Origin of the sequence: Pseudomonas sp. GOM7 (assembly GCF_026723825.1) — a bacterium.
Lineage (GTDB): Bacteria > Pseudomonadota > Gammaproteobacteria > Pseudomonadales > Pseudomonadaceae > Aquipseudomonas.
Genome location: NZ_CP113519.1, coordinates 4,631,820 through 4,648,138, shown reverse-complemented (window position 1 = coordinate 4,648,138; position 16,319 = coordinate 4,631,820). Strand labels below are relative to the sequence as shown.

The window sequence follows — 16,319 nt, the reverse complement described above, 5'->3', positions numbered from 1 at the left end:
GGCTTTGGGTAGCATTGGCCGGCGCGCCGTGGGCGCGCCTTCGCTTTATCAGTACGGAGAACGCTATGGCTTGGAATGAGCCGGGTGGAAACTCGAACAATCAAGACCCTTGGGGCGGCCGCAAAGGCGGTGGGCGCCAGGGCCCGCCGGATCTCGACGAAGCGTTCCGCAAACTGCAAGAAAGCCTCAACGGCTTGTTCGGCGGCGGCAAGAAGCGCGGTGGCGATGACTCCGGGCGCGGCGGTGGCGGTGGCTTCGGCCTGCTGTTCGTCGGTCTCGGCCTGTTGGCCGTGATCTGGCTGTACAGCGCCATCTATGTCGTTGACGAGCAGGAGCAGGCGGTGGTGCTGCGCTTCGGCAAGTACCATGAAACCGTCGGCCCGGGTCTGAACATCTACTTCCCGCCGTTCGACCGCAAGTATCAGGAGAACGTCACTCGCGAGCGTGCCTACACCAAGCAGGGGGCGATGCTCACCGAGGACGAAAACATCATCGAAGTGCCGCTGACGGTGCAGTACCGCATCAGCAATCTGAAGGACTTCGTGCTCAACGTCGATCAACCCGAAGTCAGCCTGCAGAACGCCACCGACAGCGCCGTGCGCCATGTGGTGGGTTCCACCGAGATGGATCAGGTGCTGACCGAAGGGCGTGAGCTGATGGCCAGCGAGGTACGCGAGCGCCTGCAGCGTTTCCTCGACAACTATGCCACCGGCATCACCGTCACCCAGGTGAACATCCAGAGTGCGGCCGCACCGCGTGAGGTGCAGGAAGCCTTCGATGACGTGATCCGTGCCCGTGAAGACGAACAGCGCGAGAAGAACCAGGCCGAGTCCTACGCCAACGGCGTGATTCCCGAGGCGCGCGGCCAGGCTCAGCGTATGCTGGAAGAGGCCAACGGTTATCGCGATGAGGTCATCGCCCGCGCCCAGGGTGAGGCGGATCGCTTCACCAAGTTGGTGACCGAGTACCGCAAGGCCCCCGAGGTCACTCGTGAGCGTCTGTACCTCGACACCATGCAGGAAGTGATGAGCAACACCAGCAAGGTGCTGGTCACTGGCGACAAGGGGCAGAACAACCTGCTCTATCTGCCGCTGGACAAGATGATCGACAGCAGCCGCAGCGGTGCTTCGACCGGCAGCTCGGCAAGCGGCAGCAGTGCTGCGGCAAGAGACTCGGTCGTGCCCATGAGCAGCGATCCATCCCAGCGTAACCTGCGTACCCGGGAGAGCCGTTGATGAGCAACAAGTCCCTGATCGGCCTGATCGTGGCCGTGGTTCTGGCCCTGGTGGCCTGGAACAGCTTCTACATCGTGGCGCAGACCGAGCGTGCGGTATTGCTGCAGTTCGGTCGCGTGGTCAACCCGGACGTCCAGCCCGGTCTGCACGTGAAGATCCCTTACGTCAACCAGGTGCGCATCTTCGATGGTCGCCTGCTGACCCTGGATTCCACCTCGTCGCGCTTCCTCACCCTGGAGAAGAAGGCGCTGATGGTGGACGCCTACGCCAAGTGGCGGGTGAAGGATGCCGAGCGTTTCTATCAGTCGACATCCGGCTTGAAGCAGGTCGCCGACGAACGCCTGGCGCGTCGTCTCGAGGCCTCGCTGCGTGACCAGTTCGGTAAGCGCACCCTGCACGAGTCGGTGTCCGGCGAGCGTGACGCGCTGATGGCGGACGTGACCGCGACCCTCAACCGTGCTGCCGAGCGTGAGCTGGGTATCGAGGTGGTGGACGTGCGGGTCAAGGCCATCGACCTGCCGCGGGAGGTCAACCGCAGCGTGTTCGAGCGGATGAGCACCGAGCGTGAGCGTGAAGCCCGCGAGCACCGCGCCAAGGGCCGTGAGCTGGCCGAGGGGATTCGCGCCGATGCCGACCGTCAGCGCCGGGTGATCATCGCCGAAGCTTATCGTCAGTCCGAGGAGCTGCGCGGTGATGGTGATGCGCAGGCGGCTGCCATCTACGCCAAGGCTTATGGCCAGGATCAGGAGTTCTATGGCTTCTATCGCAGCCTGAAGGCCTATCGCGAGAGCTTCGCCGACAAGCGCGACGTGCTGGTGCTCGATCCGGGCAGCGATTTCTTCCGCTACCTGGAGAAAGCCAAACCCTGAAAACAGCTCCGAGCTGCAAGACACAAGCTGCAAGTGGGCGCCGGTCGCTTACTTGCGGCTTGAAGCTTGCGGCTTGTAGCTTCGAGCGTGTTATCATGCGGCAGCCGGGAAAATCCCGGCTTTTTTGCGTCTGTGGGAATCATGTGGCAGGAACTCGGCATCGCTCTTTGTCTGGTACTGGTGCTGGAAGGCATCCTGCCCTTCCTCTATCCGCGCCACTGGCGCGGGGCGGTCATGCTGGCGGCACGCCTGCCCGACCGTCGATTGCGCCTGATGGGGCTGACCAGCATGTTGCTGGGAACAGCTCTTCTTTATCTGCTTCACTGAAGGCTTGTGCCGCCCGGATCAAGAGGGGAATGGCGAAATGGCAACGGTAGACCGCTGGCTGCTGCCAGATGGCATCGAAGAAGTTCTGCCGCCGGAGGCGGCGCGTATCGAGGCAGCCCGCCGTCAGGTGCTGGATCTGTTTCAACGTTGGGGTTACGAGTTCGTCGTCACCCCCCATATCGAATACCTGGAATCCTTGCTGACCGGCGCAGGTCAGGATCTCGACCTGCGCACCTTCAAGGTCACCGATCCCCTTTCGGGTCGGCAGATGGGCTTTCGTGCCGATATCACGCCACAGGTGGCGCGCATCGACGCCCATACCCTGCGCCGTGAAGGGCCGAGCCGCCTGTGCTACGCCGGCAGCGTGTTGCATGCCAAGCCGCGCGCGTTGACCACCTCGCGCAGCCCGATCCAGCTCGGCGCCGAGCTGTATGGTGATGCCAGCCCGGCCAGTGACATCGAGGTGATCAGCCTGCTGGTGGAAACCCTGGAGCTGGCGGCCGTGCCGGATCTGCACATGGATCTCGGTCATGTCGGCATCTATCGCGGCCTGGCTCAGGCCGCCGGCTTGTCTGGCGAGGCCGAGCAGCAACTGTTCGATGCCCTGCAGCGCAAGGCCATGGACGAGATCGGGACACTGACCGCAGCCCTGCCGGCTGGTCTGGGCAACATGCTGCGCTCGCTGGCCGAGCTGTGCGGCGGGCGCGAAGTATTGGATCTGGCTCAGGCGGCTCTGGTCGAAGCGCCGGATGCGGTACACGGCGCACTGGACGAGCTGATGGCCATTGCCGATGCGCTGGAGCTGCGTTACCCCGAATTGCCGTTGTATTTCGATCTGGGCGAGCTGCGTGGCTACAACTATCACACCGGCGTGGTGTTTGCTGCCTTCGTGCCGGGCGAGGGTGGCGCCATCGCTCAGGGGGGGCGTTATGACGACACTGGTGCGGTGTTCGGCCGTGCGCGTCCGGCGACCGGCTTTTCCACCGATCTGAAGACCCTGGTGACCCTGGGCAGCATGCGCCTGGAAGAGCCGGCGGCAGGGGTCTGGGCGCCGGACAATCATGATCTGTATCTGTGGCAGGCCGTGCGTCGCCTGCGCGGTGAGGGCGTGCGTGTGGTTCAGGCGCTGCCCGGGCAAAGCGAGGCGGATGCGCGTGAGGCAGGCTGTGATCGGCTGCTGACGCTGCGCGACGGTCGTTGGCAAGTGGCGCCGTTGGCGCTCTGATTTCATTTTCGCCGGCTGCAGGCCGGCATCGAAGCTTGCGCGAAGAGGACAAGTTTATGGGTAAGAATGTCGTCGTCCTGGGCACCCAGTGGGGTGATGAGGGCAAGGGCAAGATCGTCGACCTGCTCACCGAGCAGGCCGCTGCCGTGGTGCGTTATCAGGGCGGTCACAACGCCGGCCACACCCTGGTGATCGACGGTGAGAAGACCGTCCTGCACCTGATTCCGTCCGGTATCCTGCGTGAAGGCGTCGAGTGCCTGATCGGTAATGGCGTGGTGGTGGCCCCCGACGCCCTGCTGCGCGAGATCACCAAGCTGGAAGAGAAGGGTGTGCCAGTGCGCGAGCGCCTGCGTATCAGCCCGGCCTGCCCGCTGATCCTGTCCTACCACGTGGCCCTGGATCAGGCGCGCGAGAAGGCGCGTGGCGATGCCAAGATCGGTACTACCGGCCGTGGCATCGGCCCGGCCTACGAAGACAAGGTGGCGCGTCGCGGGCTGCGCGTCGGTGACCTGTTCCACCGTGAGCGCTTCGCTGCCAAGCTGGGTGAGCTGCTGGATTACCACAACTTCCAGCTAGTGCATTTCTACAAGGAACCGGCCATCGACTTCCAGAAGACCCTGGACGAGTGCATGGAGTACGCCGAGCTGCTCAAGCCGATGATGGCTGACGTGACGGCCGTGCTGCATGACCTGCGTCGCAGCGGTCGCGACATCATGTTCGAGGGCGCCCAGGGGTCGCTGCTGGACATCGACCACGGCACCTACCCCTACGTCACCAGCTCCAACACCACCGCTGGCGGTATCGCCACTGGCTCCGGTTTCGGCCCGCTGTACCTGGATTACATCCTCGGCATCACCAAGGCCTACACCACCCGCGTCGGTTCCGGCCCGTTCCCGACCGAGCTGTTCGACGACGTCGGCGCCTTCCTCGCCAAGCGTGGTCACGAGTTTGGTGCCACCACTGGCCGTGCCCGTCGTTGCGGCTGGTTCGATGCCGTGATCCTGCGTCGCGCCATCGAGATCAACAGCATCTCCGGTCTATGCCTGACCAAGCTGGACGTGCTCGACGGTCTGGAAACCATCCGTATCTGTACCGGCTACAAGGATGCGGATGGCCAGGTGCTGGTCGATGCGCCGACCGATGCCGACAGCTACCTCGGTCTGCAACCGGTGTACGAGGAAATGCCAGGCTGGAGCGAATCCACCCTGGGCGCCAAGACCCTGGAAGACCTGCCGGCCAATGCTCGCGCCTACATCAAGCGCGTGGAAGAGCTGGTCGGTGCGCCGATCGACATCATCTCCACCGGCCCGGATCGCAACGAAACCATCGTGCTGCGTCATCCGTTCGCCTGATCGCGGGTTCGATCGCTGAAAAGACCGCCTTCGCAGGCGGTCTTTTCGTATCCGGGCTCGGGCATGAAGCTTGCGTGGGCTAAATGTTTTTCGCCAACCGCCGCTATAAATGGCCTGGGTCTCGAGGAGTAATGCCTGTGTTCGCCATGCTTTCCATGTTGCGCAGCCGTTTGTTGCGCCCTGTCTTCATCGCGCTGGGGCTCGCCATGTTGGTGCAGGTGGGTTTGGCGCTGTGGTTGATGCGCGCCTCGGTGGACGAAATGGTGGCAAACCTGGCGCAGCGCCTGGGCGGTGAGAGTCAGCGCCTGGGGCAGGAGCTCAAGGGCGCGCAGCAGGAAATGAGCCAGGGGTTGACGACGCTGTCGCAGAACACCCGAGTGCGCCTGGTCGATGGCTTGTCCGGGCAGCTCAAGAGCGAGCAGGCACAGTTGCGCCAGGTGCTCGAAGGCAGCCTCAAGCAATCCGGCCAGTCGTTGGCGCAACTGCTGGCCGGGGTCGCCCCCAAGGCCATCTGGGATCTGGACATTCCAGCGTTGACGGCACTGACGCGTATCGCCCAGAAGGATCCGGCGGTACTCTTCGCGGTGATCTACGATGGCGAAGGCAAACGTCTGACCCGCAATTTCAACCGCAGCAATGCCAAGGTGCGTGAGCTGGTCGCTGCCGGGCAGGGCGATACGCCTCTGGATCGACTGGTGGAAGCCGCCTCGCGCGACCCGCAGGTCTATGTGGTCGAGGCTGATATCAGCCCCATGGGGGCGTCCATCGGCAAGGTCCAGCTAGGACTTTCCCTGGATCGAGTGGAAGAAGAACTCAAGGCCTTGGATGGCCGTTTCAATAAGCTGGTCAGCGGTGCCGGAGCCCTGGTCGATGGCAGTTTGTCCGGTGCCTCGGAGGAGGCCACACGGGCGCTGCGTGAACGCCTGCAGGCGGCCGAGCATTACACCCACGAGATGGCGCGCAATGGCGGCGAGTCGGTGCGCCTGGCAGCCGATGACCTGCGTTGGAGTATCGCTCTGGGGCTGCTTCTGGTCGGTGCCCTGGCGTTGGGCGTGGTGACTCTGGTGTTGGGTTGGCGGGTGCTGAGTCGTCTGCGTCTGCTCAGCGATGCGCTCAACGATCTGGCTGCCGGTGAGGGCGATCTGACCCGGCGAGTCGAGATCCACAGTCGCGATGAAGTGGGGGAGATGGCGGCTGCGGTCAACCGCTTCATGGACAAGCTGCAGCCCATAGTGCGTGAATCCGGCGAAGTGGCGCTGCGTACCGGCGAGCAGATTCGCAGCCTGACCCAGCGCGGCGCCGCGGCCGAGTCTGCGGCTGCGCGCCAGCGTGACGAGGTGGCGGGCAGTCTGCAGGCGCTGGAGCAGATGGCCGATGAGGCGCAGGCCGAAAGCCAGGCCATGCAGGAGGCGCTGTTGCGAGTCGATAGCATCCGTCAGGCGGCTCATGAGAATGCCGTTATTGCTCAGCGTCTGTCGGCCCTGATCGAAGGGCTGGTGGCGCGTGTCGCGGATGGTTCGGCGGTGATCGAACGCTTGGCCAGGCAGAGCGAGCAGATCGAAGTGGTGCTGACGGTGATCCAGTCCATCGCCGAGCAGACCAACCTGTTGGCGCTCAACGCTGCCATCGAGGCGGCGCGTGCAGGCGAAAGCGGCCGTGGTTTTGCCGTGGTGGCCGACGAAGTGCGTGCGCTGGCGAGCAAGACGCAACAATCGACCGGTGACATCCAGACCCATATCACGGCATTGCAGCAGGGCGCGCAGGAGGCGGTGGCGACCATCGCTCAGGCGGGCGCGCAGGGCAGTGAGGGTCTGCAGGTGCTGCGCGACAGTGCGCGACTGCAACAGTCGGTGCAGCAGTCGGTGGACGAAGTGCATGGCGCCATCAATGCGGCCACTCAGGCGGCGGCTCACCAGGCCGAAGGGGCGGGCGCGGTGCGCGGGCGTGTCGAGGTGATCCATGCCGAGGCGCAGCATGCCGCCGAGGCCGTGGCGGCGATTGCCGATAATGCGCGTGCGCTGGACGAACTGGCAGCGCAACTCAAGGCCAGCCTGGGGCAGTTCAGGGTATAGGGGCAGCTACAAGCCGCAAGCCCCAAGTTAAAATGCGCTCCGGGGTCGCCTGGCAGTGGCCGAAAGGCTTGCTGGGTAATGGCTCGCGAAACACGCTGATCTTTGCAGCTTGCAGGGGGGGGGCGGCCCTCCGCCTTGCAGCTTGCAGCTTTCTTTGGGGCAATAAAAAACCGAGTCATTCGACTCGGTTTTTTGAATTTTGGTGCCCAGGAGAAGACTCGAACTTCCACGGTGTTGCCACCACTGATACCTGAAACCAGCGCGTCTACCAATTCCGCCACCTGGGCACACTGCAATGTTCGTCGTTGCCGACACGGAGCGTTGCATCCGTTATTTGCAAAATGGCTTATCAAACCACTTCACGAAATTTGGTGCCCAGGAGAAGACTCGAACTTCCACGGTGTTGCCACCACTGATACCTGAAACCAGCGCGTCTACCAATTCCGCCACCTGGGCACTGAAACCGATGAATCATCATCCGCTTCGTGTTACAACGTCTCCTCGACGCTGTGGGCGCGAACTATACGGGCGGGCATTTACCTTGTAAACCCCTGACCCTGAAAAAATTATTGTCGCCGGAAAAGCTGCCGTGAACGCCGTTTTCGCGCTTCAATAGGCAGATGGCATACACCTCTATACATAAGCATAGGTAATCCTTCTTACATGGCCGATTGGCAATCCCTCGATCCCGAGGCCGCCCGCGAGGCGGAAAAATACGACAACCCCATTCCCAGCCGCGAACTGATCCTGGCCCATCTGGCCGAACGTGGTTCGCCTGCCAGCCGCGAGCAACTGGTCGAAGAGTTCGGCCTCGATACCGATGATCAGCTCGAAGCGCTGCGCCGCCGTCTGCGCGCCATGGAGCGTGACGGCCAGCTCATCTACACCCGTCGGGGCACCTACGCGCCGGTGGACAAGCTCGACCTGATCTGCGGCCGCATCAGCGGCCACCGCGATGGCTTCGGCTTCCTGGTGCCGGACGACGGCAGCGACGATCTGTTCCTCAGCCCGGCGCAGATGCGCCTGGTCTTCGATGGCGACCGTGCCCTGGTGCGCGTGGCTGGCCTCGACCGGCGCGGGCGCCGCGAGGGCGGCATCGTCGAAGTGATCAGCCGTGCCCACGAGAGCATCGTCGGCCGTTATTACGAAGAGAACGGCATCGGCTTCGTCGTCGCCGACAACCCCAAGATCCAGCAGGAAGTGCTGGTCACCCCCGGTCGCACCGCCGGTGCACGCGTCGGCCAGTTCGTCGAGATCAAGATCACCCACTGGCCCACGCAGCGCTTCCAGCCGCAGGGCGACATCGTCGAGGTGATCGGCAACTACATGGCGCCAGGCATGGAGATCGACGTGGCGCTGCGCAGCTACGACATCCCCCACGTCTGGCCCGAGGCGGTGGTCAAGGAAGCGCGCAAGCTCAAGCCCGAGGTGGAAGACAAGGACAAGGAGAAGCGCGTCGACCTGCGTCATCTGCCCTTCGTCACTATCGACGGTGAAGACGCGCGCGATTTCGACGATGCGGTGTACTGCGAGAAGAACAACAGTCGCTGGAAGCTGTTCTCCGGTGGCTGGAAGCTCTACGTGGCCATCGCCGACGTGTCGCACTACGTCAAGGTTGGTTCGGCGCTGGACGCCGAGGCGGTAGAGCGTGGCAACTCGGTGTACTTCCCCGAGCGCGTCGTGCCGATGCTGCCGGAGGAGCTGTCCAACGGCCTGTGCTCGCTCAATCCGCATGTCGATCGCCTAGCCATGGTCTGCGAAATGACCATGTCCAAGAGCGGCCAGATGGTCGACTACAAGTTCTACGAAGCGGTGATCCACTCCCATGCGCGCCTGACCTACAACAAGGTCAGCCTGATGCTGGAAGATCCCAAGAGCAGCGAGGGCAAGGCCCTGCGCAGCGAGTACAAGGACGTCCTGCCGCACCTCAATCAGCTCTATGCGCTGTATCAGGTGCTGGTCGCGGCTCGCCACGAGCGCGGCGCCATCGACTTCGAGACGCAGGAGACGCGCATCGTCTTCGGTACCGACCGCAAGATCGACGAGATTCGCCCGACCCAGCGTAACGATGCGCACAAGCTGATCGAGGAGTGCATGTTGGCCGCCAACGTGGCCACCGCGCGTTTCATGCAGGATCACGACATTCCTTCGCTGTACCGTGTGCATGATGGCCCGCCGCCGGAGCGTCTGGAAAAGCTCAAGCAGTTCCTGGGAGAGTTGGGCCTGTCGCTGCAGCGTGGCAAGCCCAAGGACGGCCCGTCGCCCAAGGACTACCAGCGTCTGTTGGAAAGCATCCGCGAGCGCCCGGACTATCACCTGATCCAGACCGTGATGCTGCGCTCGCTGAGCCAGGCGGTGTACAGCGCGCAGAACGAAGGGCACTTCGGCCTCAACTACGAGGCTTACACCCACTTCACTTCGCCGATCCGTCGCTACCCCGACCTGCTGGTGCACCGCGCCATTCGCAGCGTGATCCGCTCCAAGCGCGAAACCAAGCACGTGGAGCGTGCGGGCGCGGCGAGCATGCCCAAGGCGCGCATCTATCCCTACGACGAAGCCGCCCTGGAAAAGCTCGGCGAGCAGTGCTCGATGACCGAGCGCCGCGCCGACGAGGCGACCCGTGATGTGGTCAACTGGCTCAAGTGCGAGTTCATGCAGGATCGTGTCGGCGAGACCTTCGCCGGGGTGATTACCGCCGTGACCGGCTTCGGTATCTTCGTCGAGCTGCGCGATATCTATGTCGAGGGGCTGGTGCACGTCACCGCATTGCCGGCGGACTACTACCACTTCGATCCGGTTCATCATCGCCTGTCCGGCGAGCGCAGTGGCCGCAGCTTCCGTCTCGGCGACAGCGTCGAGGTCAAGGTCATGCGCGTCGATCTGGACGAGCGCAAGATCGACTTCGAGTTGAGCCAGGGCAAGGCGATCAAGGGCGACGATGGGCGTCGTGGCGGTATGGGCAATACCGACGTGCACAAGAGCCGCGAGGTGAAGAAGGCGCTGCTCGACAGCGCCAAGAAGAGCGGCGGCAAGGGAGCGTCCAGCAAGGCCTCTGGCCATCGCAAGGGAGCCCCGGCGGCCAAGGGCAAGGCCGAGACGGCCGCCAGCAAGCCGAGCAAGCGTAAGGCGAAACGATGAGTCAGTTGGAAAAGGTCTACGGCGTGCATGCCGTGGAGGCGCTGCTACGCCACCACCCCAAACGGGTCAAGCAGTTGTGGCTGGCCGAGAGCCGCCAGGCGCCGCGCATCCAGCCCATGCTGGAACTGGCGGCGCAGTACCGGGTGCCGGTCGGCCACAAGGAGCGTCAGGAGCTGGACGAGTGGGCCGAAGGCGTGCACCAGGGCGTGGTCGCCGAGGTCAGCCCGAGCCAGGTCTGGGGCGAGAACATGCTCGACGAGCTGCTCGAGCGCAGCGAGGGCGTGCCCTTGCTGCTGGTGCTCGATGGCGTTACCGACCCGCATAACCTGGGCGCCTGCCTGCGCACCGCCGATGCCGCTGGCGCGCTGGCGGTGATCGTACCCAAGGACAAGTCCGCCACCCTCAACGCCACCGTGCGCAAGGTGGCCTGCGGTGCGGCCGAGGTCATCCCGCTGGTGGCTGTGACCAATCTCGCGCGCACCCTGGAGAAGCTGCAGAAGAAGGGGCTATGGGTGGTCGGCACCGCTGGCGAGGCCGAGCAGGAGCTGTATCAGCTCGACATGACCGGCCCGACAGTGCTGGTGATGGGCGCCGAAGGCAAGGGCATGCGTCGTCTGACCCGTGAGCACTGCGATTACCTGGTCAAGCTGCCCATGGGCGGCAGCGTCAGCAGCCTCAACGTCTCGGTCGCCACCGGCGTCTGCCTGTTCGAGGCGGTGCGCCAGAGAAGCAGCGGCAAGCTTCAAGCTGCAAGCCGCAAGTAGAGGCAAGAGCGCAGCGCTTGATCGTCCCGGGCCGGCTCTTACCCTGATTCGCTTGGAGCTTGGAGCTTGGAGCTTGGAGCTTGGAGCTTGGAGCTTGGAGCTTGGAGCTTGGAGCTTGGAGCTTCTGTTCAAATATTCACCAATTCACCTTGCGTGCAGCTAGGGGCTTCTCTAGAATGGCGCCCCTTGCTGTGACGGCAGGCCTTTTTGCGCCTGTCGGCCGGTGAGCTCATCACGAGAAAAAACCACTCCTTGCCTGACCACCTGAGTTGGCAGGCTACAACCCGTAAGGAGCATTTATGCGTCATTACGAAATCATCTTTCTGGTTCACCCGGATCAGAGCGAGCAAGTCGGCGGCATGGTCGAGCGTTACACCAAGCTGATCGAAGAAGACGGCGGCAAGATTCACCGCCTGGAAGACTGGGGCCGTCGTCAGCTGGCTTACGCCATCAACAACGTCCACAAAGCCCACTACGTGATGCTCAACGTAGAGTGCACCGGCAAGGCCCTGGCCGAGCTGGAAGACAACTTCCGCTACAACGACGCCGTGATCCGTAACCTGGTCATCCGTCGCGACGAGGCCGTCACTGGCCAGTCCGAGATGCTGAAGGCCGAAGAAAACCGCAGTGAGCGCCGCGAGCGTCGTGAACGTCCTGAAAACGCTGAAAGCAACGACAGCGATGACAGCGACAGCAACGACAGCGACAACGCTGACGAGTAATTCACGGATCTATTGAGGAGCCAATCACATGGCACGTTTCTTCCGTCGTCGTAAATTCTGCCGTTTCACCGCTGAAGACGTGAAAGAGATCGATTTCAAAGATCTCAACACGCTGAAGGCCTACATCTCGGAAACCGGCAAGATCGTTCCTAGCCGTATCACCGGTACCAAGGCTCGTTATCAGCGTCAGCTGGCCACCGCTATCAAGCGCGCCCGCTTCCTGGCCCTGCTGCCCTACACCGACAGCCACGGCCGCTGAGATCGGACAGTCGACAAGCGTTAAGGAATAGATCACATGCGTGCCCTGGCTGAATACATCATGCGCGGCCGCATGCAGGCCACCCTCGTGGTGGTGGGATCGGCAGCGATGCCGCTGTTGTTCTGGTTGAGTGCCGCTGCCGGCAGCCTGGTGCTGCTGCGGCGCGGAGCCAGTGATGCCCTGGGCATCCTGGCCTGGGCCATGCTACCGGCGATTGCCTGGTGGTATTTCGGCGAACCGCGCACCTTGCTGGTGCTCGTCGGTGCGCTGAGCCTGGCGTTGTTGTTGCGCGCCAGTTGGTCCTGGAGCCGCATACTGCTGTGCAGTGTGGCGCTGGGCCTGGTGTATGGCTTGGTTCTTGGGGCGGTGTTCCGCGAACCCATCGCGGCCATGGCCGGTGAGCTGCAAAAGCTGCTGCCGACCATGTTCGAGGGGGCTCACCAGCAGATGACGGTGAGCGAGCGCGAGCGCTTCGAGGCCTTGATCGCACCGGTGCTGACCGGATTGCTGGCGGCTCTGCTGCAGATCCTCAGCTTGCTGAGCCTGATTCTTGGGCGTTACTGGCAGGCCGTGTTGTACAACCCAGGCGGTTTCGGTCGCGAGTTCCGCGAACTGAGACTGTCGCTGCCGCAGGCGTCGTTGCTGCTGGCGGGCATGCTGCTGGGGCCCAATCTGGGGCCGCAACTGGCCATGCTCACGCCGTTGTGTAGCGTGCCGTTGCTGTTCGCCGGGATTGCCCTGGTGCACGGCCTGGTGGACAAGGGGGGGCTCGCTCGCTTCTGGCTGGTGGGCATGTACATCACGCTCCTGCTGTTCATGCAGCTGATCTATCCGCTTCTGGTGGTCTTGGCCATCGTCGACAGTCTGTTTGATTTCCGTGGTCGCCTGGCGCGCAAGAACGGCCCAGGCTCTACGGACGGTGAAGGTTAAAAGTTAAGAGGTAAGACCCAAATGGAAGTCATCCTGCTGGAAAAAATCGCCAACCTGGGCAACCTGGGCGACAAAGTGAACGTCAAGGCCGGTTACGGCCGTAACTACCTGCTGCCGCAAGGCAAGGCCACCGCTGCTACCGCTGAGAACGTGGCTGCATTCGAGGCCCGCCGCGCCGAGCTGGAAAAAGCCGCTGCCGAGAAGAAGGCTTCTGCCGAAGCTCGCGCTGCTCAACTGGCTGAGCTGGAAGTCACCATCACCGCCGTCGCTGGCGATGAAGGCAAACTGTTCGGTTCGATCGGTACCCACGACATCGCTGACGCCCTGACCGCCTCCGGCGTGGAAGTGGCCAAGGCCGAAGTTCGCCTGCCCAACGGTACCATCCGTCAGGTCGGCGAGTACGACGTTGCGCTGCACCTGCACACCGACGTCGAAGCCACCGTGAAAGTGATCGTGGTCGCTGCTTAAGAGCCGCCCCTGATCTGCTGCGCGTCGGCTCTGCTGCGTTGAAAGTGGGTTCGCAATGCTCATTTACTACTCATAAACTGCGCTTGCTCACCCACTCTCGCCTTGCAGGGCTCTAGCTCGCCAGATCACGAACTGACTCTTGTAGCAGTGGTCATGGCAGCCCTTGCACTCAGGTGCCGGTCTGCCAAAATCGGGCACGTCATTGCGCAAGCGGTGACGTGCCCGTTGTTTTTCTACCGCCGTATCTTTGCGCCCCGAGCTTATGAACGACATCAGCATTCCCGAGCAATACGATCTGCAGACCGCTGCCCTGAAGGTGCCGCCGCACTCCATCGAGGCAGAACAGGCGGTGCTGGGTGGCCTGATGTTGGACAACAACGCCTGGGAGCGCGTGCTCGATGCGGTGTCCGATGGCGATTTCTACCGCCACGACCATCGCCTGATCTTCCGTGCCATCTACAAGCTGGCCGAGCGTAACCACCCCTTCGACGTGGTGACCCTCTCCGAGCAACTGGACAAGGAGGGGCAGCTTTCCCAAGTCGGTGGTCTCGCCTATCTGGGCGAGTTGGCGAAGAACACGCCATCGGTGGCCAACATCAAGGCCTATGCGCAGATCATTCGCGAGCGCGCCACGCTGCGTCAGCTCATCGGCATCAGCAACGAGATCGCCGACAGCGCCTACGCGCCTGAAGGTCGCACCGGCGAGGAGATTCTCGACGAGGCCGAACGCAAGATCTTCGAGATCGCCGAGGCCCGGCCCAAGACCGGTGGCCCGGTGGGCATCAACGATATCCTGGTCAAGGCCATCGACCGCATTGACCAGTTGTTCAACATGGGTGATGCGATCACCGGTCTGTCCACCGGCTTCGACGACCTGGACGAGAAGACCAGCGGCCTGCAGCCTGCCGATCTGGTGATCGTCGCCGGCCGTCCGTCCATGGGTAAGACCACCTTCGCCATGAACCTGGTGGAAAATGCCCTGATGCGCAGTGACAAGGCGATCCTCGTCTACTCGCTGGAGATGCCTTCGGAGTCCATCGTGATTCGTATGCTCGCCTCGCTGGGGCGTATCGACCAGACCAAGGTGCGTGCCGGCCAACTCGACGACGACGACTGGCCGCGTCTGACCAGTGCGGTGAACCTGCTCAACGACCGCAAGCTGTTTATCGACGATACGGCGGGGATCTCCCCCAGCGAAATGCGCGCCCGTACCCGACGCCTGGCTCGCGAGCACGGCGAGATCGGCCTGATCATGGTCGACTACCTGCAGCTCATGCAGATTCCCGGCTCCAGCGGCGACAGCCGGGTCAACGAGATTTCCGAGATCTCGCGCTCGCTCAAGGCTCTGGCCAAGGAGTTCAACTGCCCGGTCATCGCCCTGTCGCAGCTCAACCGCTCGCTGGAGCAGCGCCCCAACAAACGTCCGGTGAACTCCGACCTGCGTGAATCCGGAGCGATCGAGCAGGACGCCGACATCATCATGTTCGTCTACCGTGACGAGGTGTATCACCCGGAAACCGAATACAAGGGCGTGGCTGAGATCATCATCGGCAAGCAGCGTAACGGCCCCATCGGCACCGTGCGCCTGGCCTTCCTTGGCAAGTATTCGCGCTTCGAGAATCTGGCGCCGGGTAGTTATCAGTTCGACGATGAATAAAGCAGCTTCAAGCCACAAGCCACAAGTAAGAGCCAAAAGCGATACGGCATGTTTGCCGATTCTGGTCGCGGGCTAGATGCTTGCAGCTTGCAGCTTGCAGCTTGCAGCTTGCAGCTTGCAGCTTGCAGCCTGTAGCTGATCCTGCTCAATGAAAACGGGTGCCCAACGGTTAAGATGGGCACCCGTTTTTTCGTTCAGGCTTTTCCCTATGCGTCCGCTTGCTGCTATCGTCGATCTTGCCGCCATTGCCCACAATTACGCCGCTGCCAAGCGCTGTGCGCCGGGGCGGCAGGCGTTTGCGGTGGTCAAGGCCAATGCCTACGGGCACGGCGTGCGGGAGGTGGTGACGGCACTGCAGGATGTCGCCGACGGTTTCGCCGTGGCTAGCCTGGAGGAGGCGGCTGAGGTGCGGGCGATGCACGGCGAGGCGCGCATCCTGCTGCTCGAAGGCTGCTTCGAGTCCAGCGAATACGCCATCGCGGCGCAGCTCGGTCTGGATCTGGTGGTGCAAAGTGCGGCACAGGCCAGGGCGCTGATCGCCAGTGAATTGGCGCGTCCGCTCAACGTCTGGCTCAAGCTGGACTCCGGCATGCACCGTCTGGGGTTCGAGCCTACTGAGTTGCGTCTGTGGCATGCCTGTCTGCAGGATGCTGCTCAGGTTGCCGAACTCAACCTGCTCAGCCATTTCGCCTGCGCTGACGAGCGTGGCCATCCGCTCACCGAATTGCAGGTCGAGCGCTTCCTCGATTTGCTGGATCTGGATTTCAACCATCGCTCGTTGGCCAACTCGGCGGCGGTACTGACCATTCCCGCCGCGCACATGGATTGGCTGCGCCCCGGCATCATGCTCTACGGTGCCACCCCCTTCGCTGAGCTCAGCGCCCATGATCTCGGCCTCAGGCCAGCCATGACCCTGGCGGCGCGAGTCATCGCCGTACGTGAGGTGGCAGTGGGCGAGAGTGTCGGTTATGGCGCCGCCTGGATTGCCGAGCGCCCATCGCGCATCGCCACGGTCAGTTGCGGCTATGCCGATGGTTATCCACGCCACGCGCCGAGCGGGACGCCGGTGCTGGTCGAGGGGCAGCGTGCGCCACTGGCGGGTAGGGTGTCGATGGACATGCTGGCCGTGGATATCACCGAGCTGAGCGAAGCCGGTATCGATTCGCCAGTGGAGCTGTGGGGCGCGAACCTGCCGGTGGATGAGGTGGCAGCCGCCTGCGGCACCATCGGCTACGAACTGCTGACCAAGGTCACCACACGCGTGCCCCGGCGCTATATCGGTTGAGTTGATGTAGCCCTGA

14 protein-coding genes, 2 tRNA genes and 1 pseudogene are annotated in these 16,319 nt (G+C 63.0%); 15 read left to right on the top strand and 2 right to left on the bottom strand.

The window, feature by feature from the left end; all coding sequences use genetic code 11:
• The first annotated feature begins 65 nt into the window (after positions 1-65).
• The 7 genes and pseudogenes from hflK (at position 66) to OU800_RS24440 (ending at position 7,080) form a co-directional block, all read left to right on the top strand.
• Positions 66-1,235, top strand: a complete 1,170-nt coding sequence (gene hflK, locus OU800_RS20605) for an FtsH protease activity modulator HflK (RefSeq protein ID WP_268179200.1) — start codon at positions 66-68, stop codon at positions 1,233-1,235.
• The gene (hflC, locus tag OU800_RS20600) at positions 1,235-2,104 is read left to right on the top strand and encodes a protease modulator HflC (protein ID WP_268179199.1); all 870 of its coding nucleotides are present in this window, start codon (positions 1,235-1,237) and stop codon (positions 2,102-2,104) included. The genes hflK and hflC overlap by 1 nt, the downstream gene beginning before the upstream one ends.
• 141 nt (positions 2,105-2,245) lie before the next feature.
• The gene (locus tag OU800_RS20595) at positions 2,246-2,431 is read left to right on the top strand and encodes a DUF2065 domain-containing protein (protein ID WP_268179198.1); all 186 of its coding nucleotides are present in this window, start codon (positions 2,246-2,248) and stop codon (positions 2,429-2,431) included.
• A 37-nt stretch (positions 2,432-2,468) separates the two neighbouring features.
• Entirely contained in the window at positions 2,469-3,656 is a 1,188-nt protein-coding gene (locus OU800_RS20590; RefSeq protein WP_268179197.1) for an ATP phosphoribosyltransferase regulatory subunit, read from the top strand.
• Positions 3,657-3,712: 56 nt separating this feature from the next.
• Positions 3,713-5,008 (top strand): adenylosuccinate synthase, encoded by a 1,296-nt coding sequence (locus tag OU800_RS20585; RefSeq protein ID WP_268179196.1) that lies wholly within the window; start codon positions 3,713-3,715, stop codon positions 5,006-5,008.
• 83 nt (positions 5,009-5,091) lie between these two features.
• Positions 5,092-6,174 (top strand): annotated as a pseudogene (locus OU800_RS24445) (methyl-accepting chemotaxis protein); the annotation flags it as partial.
• A gap of 21 nt (positions 6,175-6,195) precedes the next feature.
• Positions 6,196-7,080, top strand: coding sequence for a methyl-accepting chemotaxis protein (locus OU800_RS24440; protein WP_442964792.1), 885 nt, complete (start codon positions 6,196-6,198; stop codon positions 7,078-7,080).
• A gap of 200 nt (positions 7,081-7,280) precedes the next feature.
• On the opposite strand, the gene OU800_RS20575 is transcribed toward OU800_RS24440, so the two are convergent.
• Positions 7,281-7,367, bottom strand: a tRNA-Leu gene (locus OU800_RS20575).
• Between the two features lie 82 nt (positions 7,368-7,449).
• A tRNA-Leu gene (locus OU800_RS20570) sits at positions 7,450-7,536 on the bottom strand.
• A 207-nt stretch (positions 7,537-7,743) separates the two neighbouring features.
• Between OU800_RS20570 and rnr the strand changes: the two genes are divergently transcribed.
• The 8 genes from rnr to alr all read left to right on the top strand — a co-directional run bounded on the left by rnr (position 7,744) and on the right by alr (position 16,303).
• On the top strand, positions 7,744-10,218 hold the full coding sequence (gene rnr, locus OU800_RS20565) for a ribonuclease R (RefSeq protein ID WP_268179194.1): 2,475 nt from the start codon (positions 7,744-7,746) through the stop codon (positions 10,216-10,218).
• On the top strand, positions 10,215-10,982 hold the full coding sequence (gene rlmB, locus OU800_RS20560) for a 23S rRNA (guanosine(2251)-2'-O)-methyltransferase RlmB (RefSeq protein ID WP_268179193.1): 768 nt from the start codon (positions 10,215-10,217) through the stop codon (positions 10,980-10,982). The genes rnr and rlmB overlap by 4 nt, the downstream gene beginning before the upstream one ends.
• Before the next feature lie 299 nt (positions 10,983-11,281).
• Positions 11,282-11,704, top strand: a complete 423-nt coding sequence (gene rpsF, locus OU800_RS20555) for a 30S ribosomal protein S6 (protein WP_159970161.1) — start codon at positions 11,282-11,284, stop codon at positions 11,702-11,704.
• Between the two features lie 28 nt (positions 11,705-11,732).
• The gene (rpsR, locus tag OU800_RS20550) at positions 11,733-11,963 is read left to right on the top strand and encodes a 30S ribosomal protein S18 (RefSeq protein ID WP_003246847.1); all 231 of its coding nucleotides are present in this window, start codon (positions 11,733-11,735) and stop codon (positions 11,961-11,963) included.
• A gap of 36 nt (positions 11,964-11,999) precedes the next feature.
• Positions 12,000-12,893: a hypothetical protein gene (locus OU800_RS20545; protein WP_268179192.1), complete on the top strand. Its 894-nt coding sequence runs from the start codon at positions 12,000-12,002 to the stop codon at positions 12,891-12,893.
• Positions 12,894-12,914: 21 nt separating this feature from the next.
• The gene (gene rplI, locus OU800_RS20540) at positions 12,915-13,361 is read left to right on the top strand and encodes a 50S ribosomal protein L9 (protein ID WP_268179191.1); all 447 of its coding nucleotides are present in this window, start codon (positions 12,915-12,917) and stop codon (positions 13,359-13,361) included.
• A 262-nt stretch (positions 13,362-13,623) separates the two neighbouring features.
• A complete protein-coding gene (gene dnaB, locus OU800_RS20535; RefSeq protein ID WP_268179190.1) occupies positions 13,624-15,018 on the top strand; it encodes a replicative DNA helicase in 1,395 nt (464 codons plus the stop codon).
• A 208-nt stretch (positions 15,019-15,226) separates the two neighbouring features.
• Positions 15,227-16,303 (top strand): alanine racemase, encoded by a 1,077-nt coding sequence (gene alr, locus OU800_RS20530; protein ID WP_268179189.1) that lies wholly within the window; start codon positions 15,227-15,229, stop codon positions 16,301-16,303.
• The last annotated feature ends 16 nt before the right edge of the window (positions 16,304-16,319 follow it).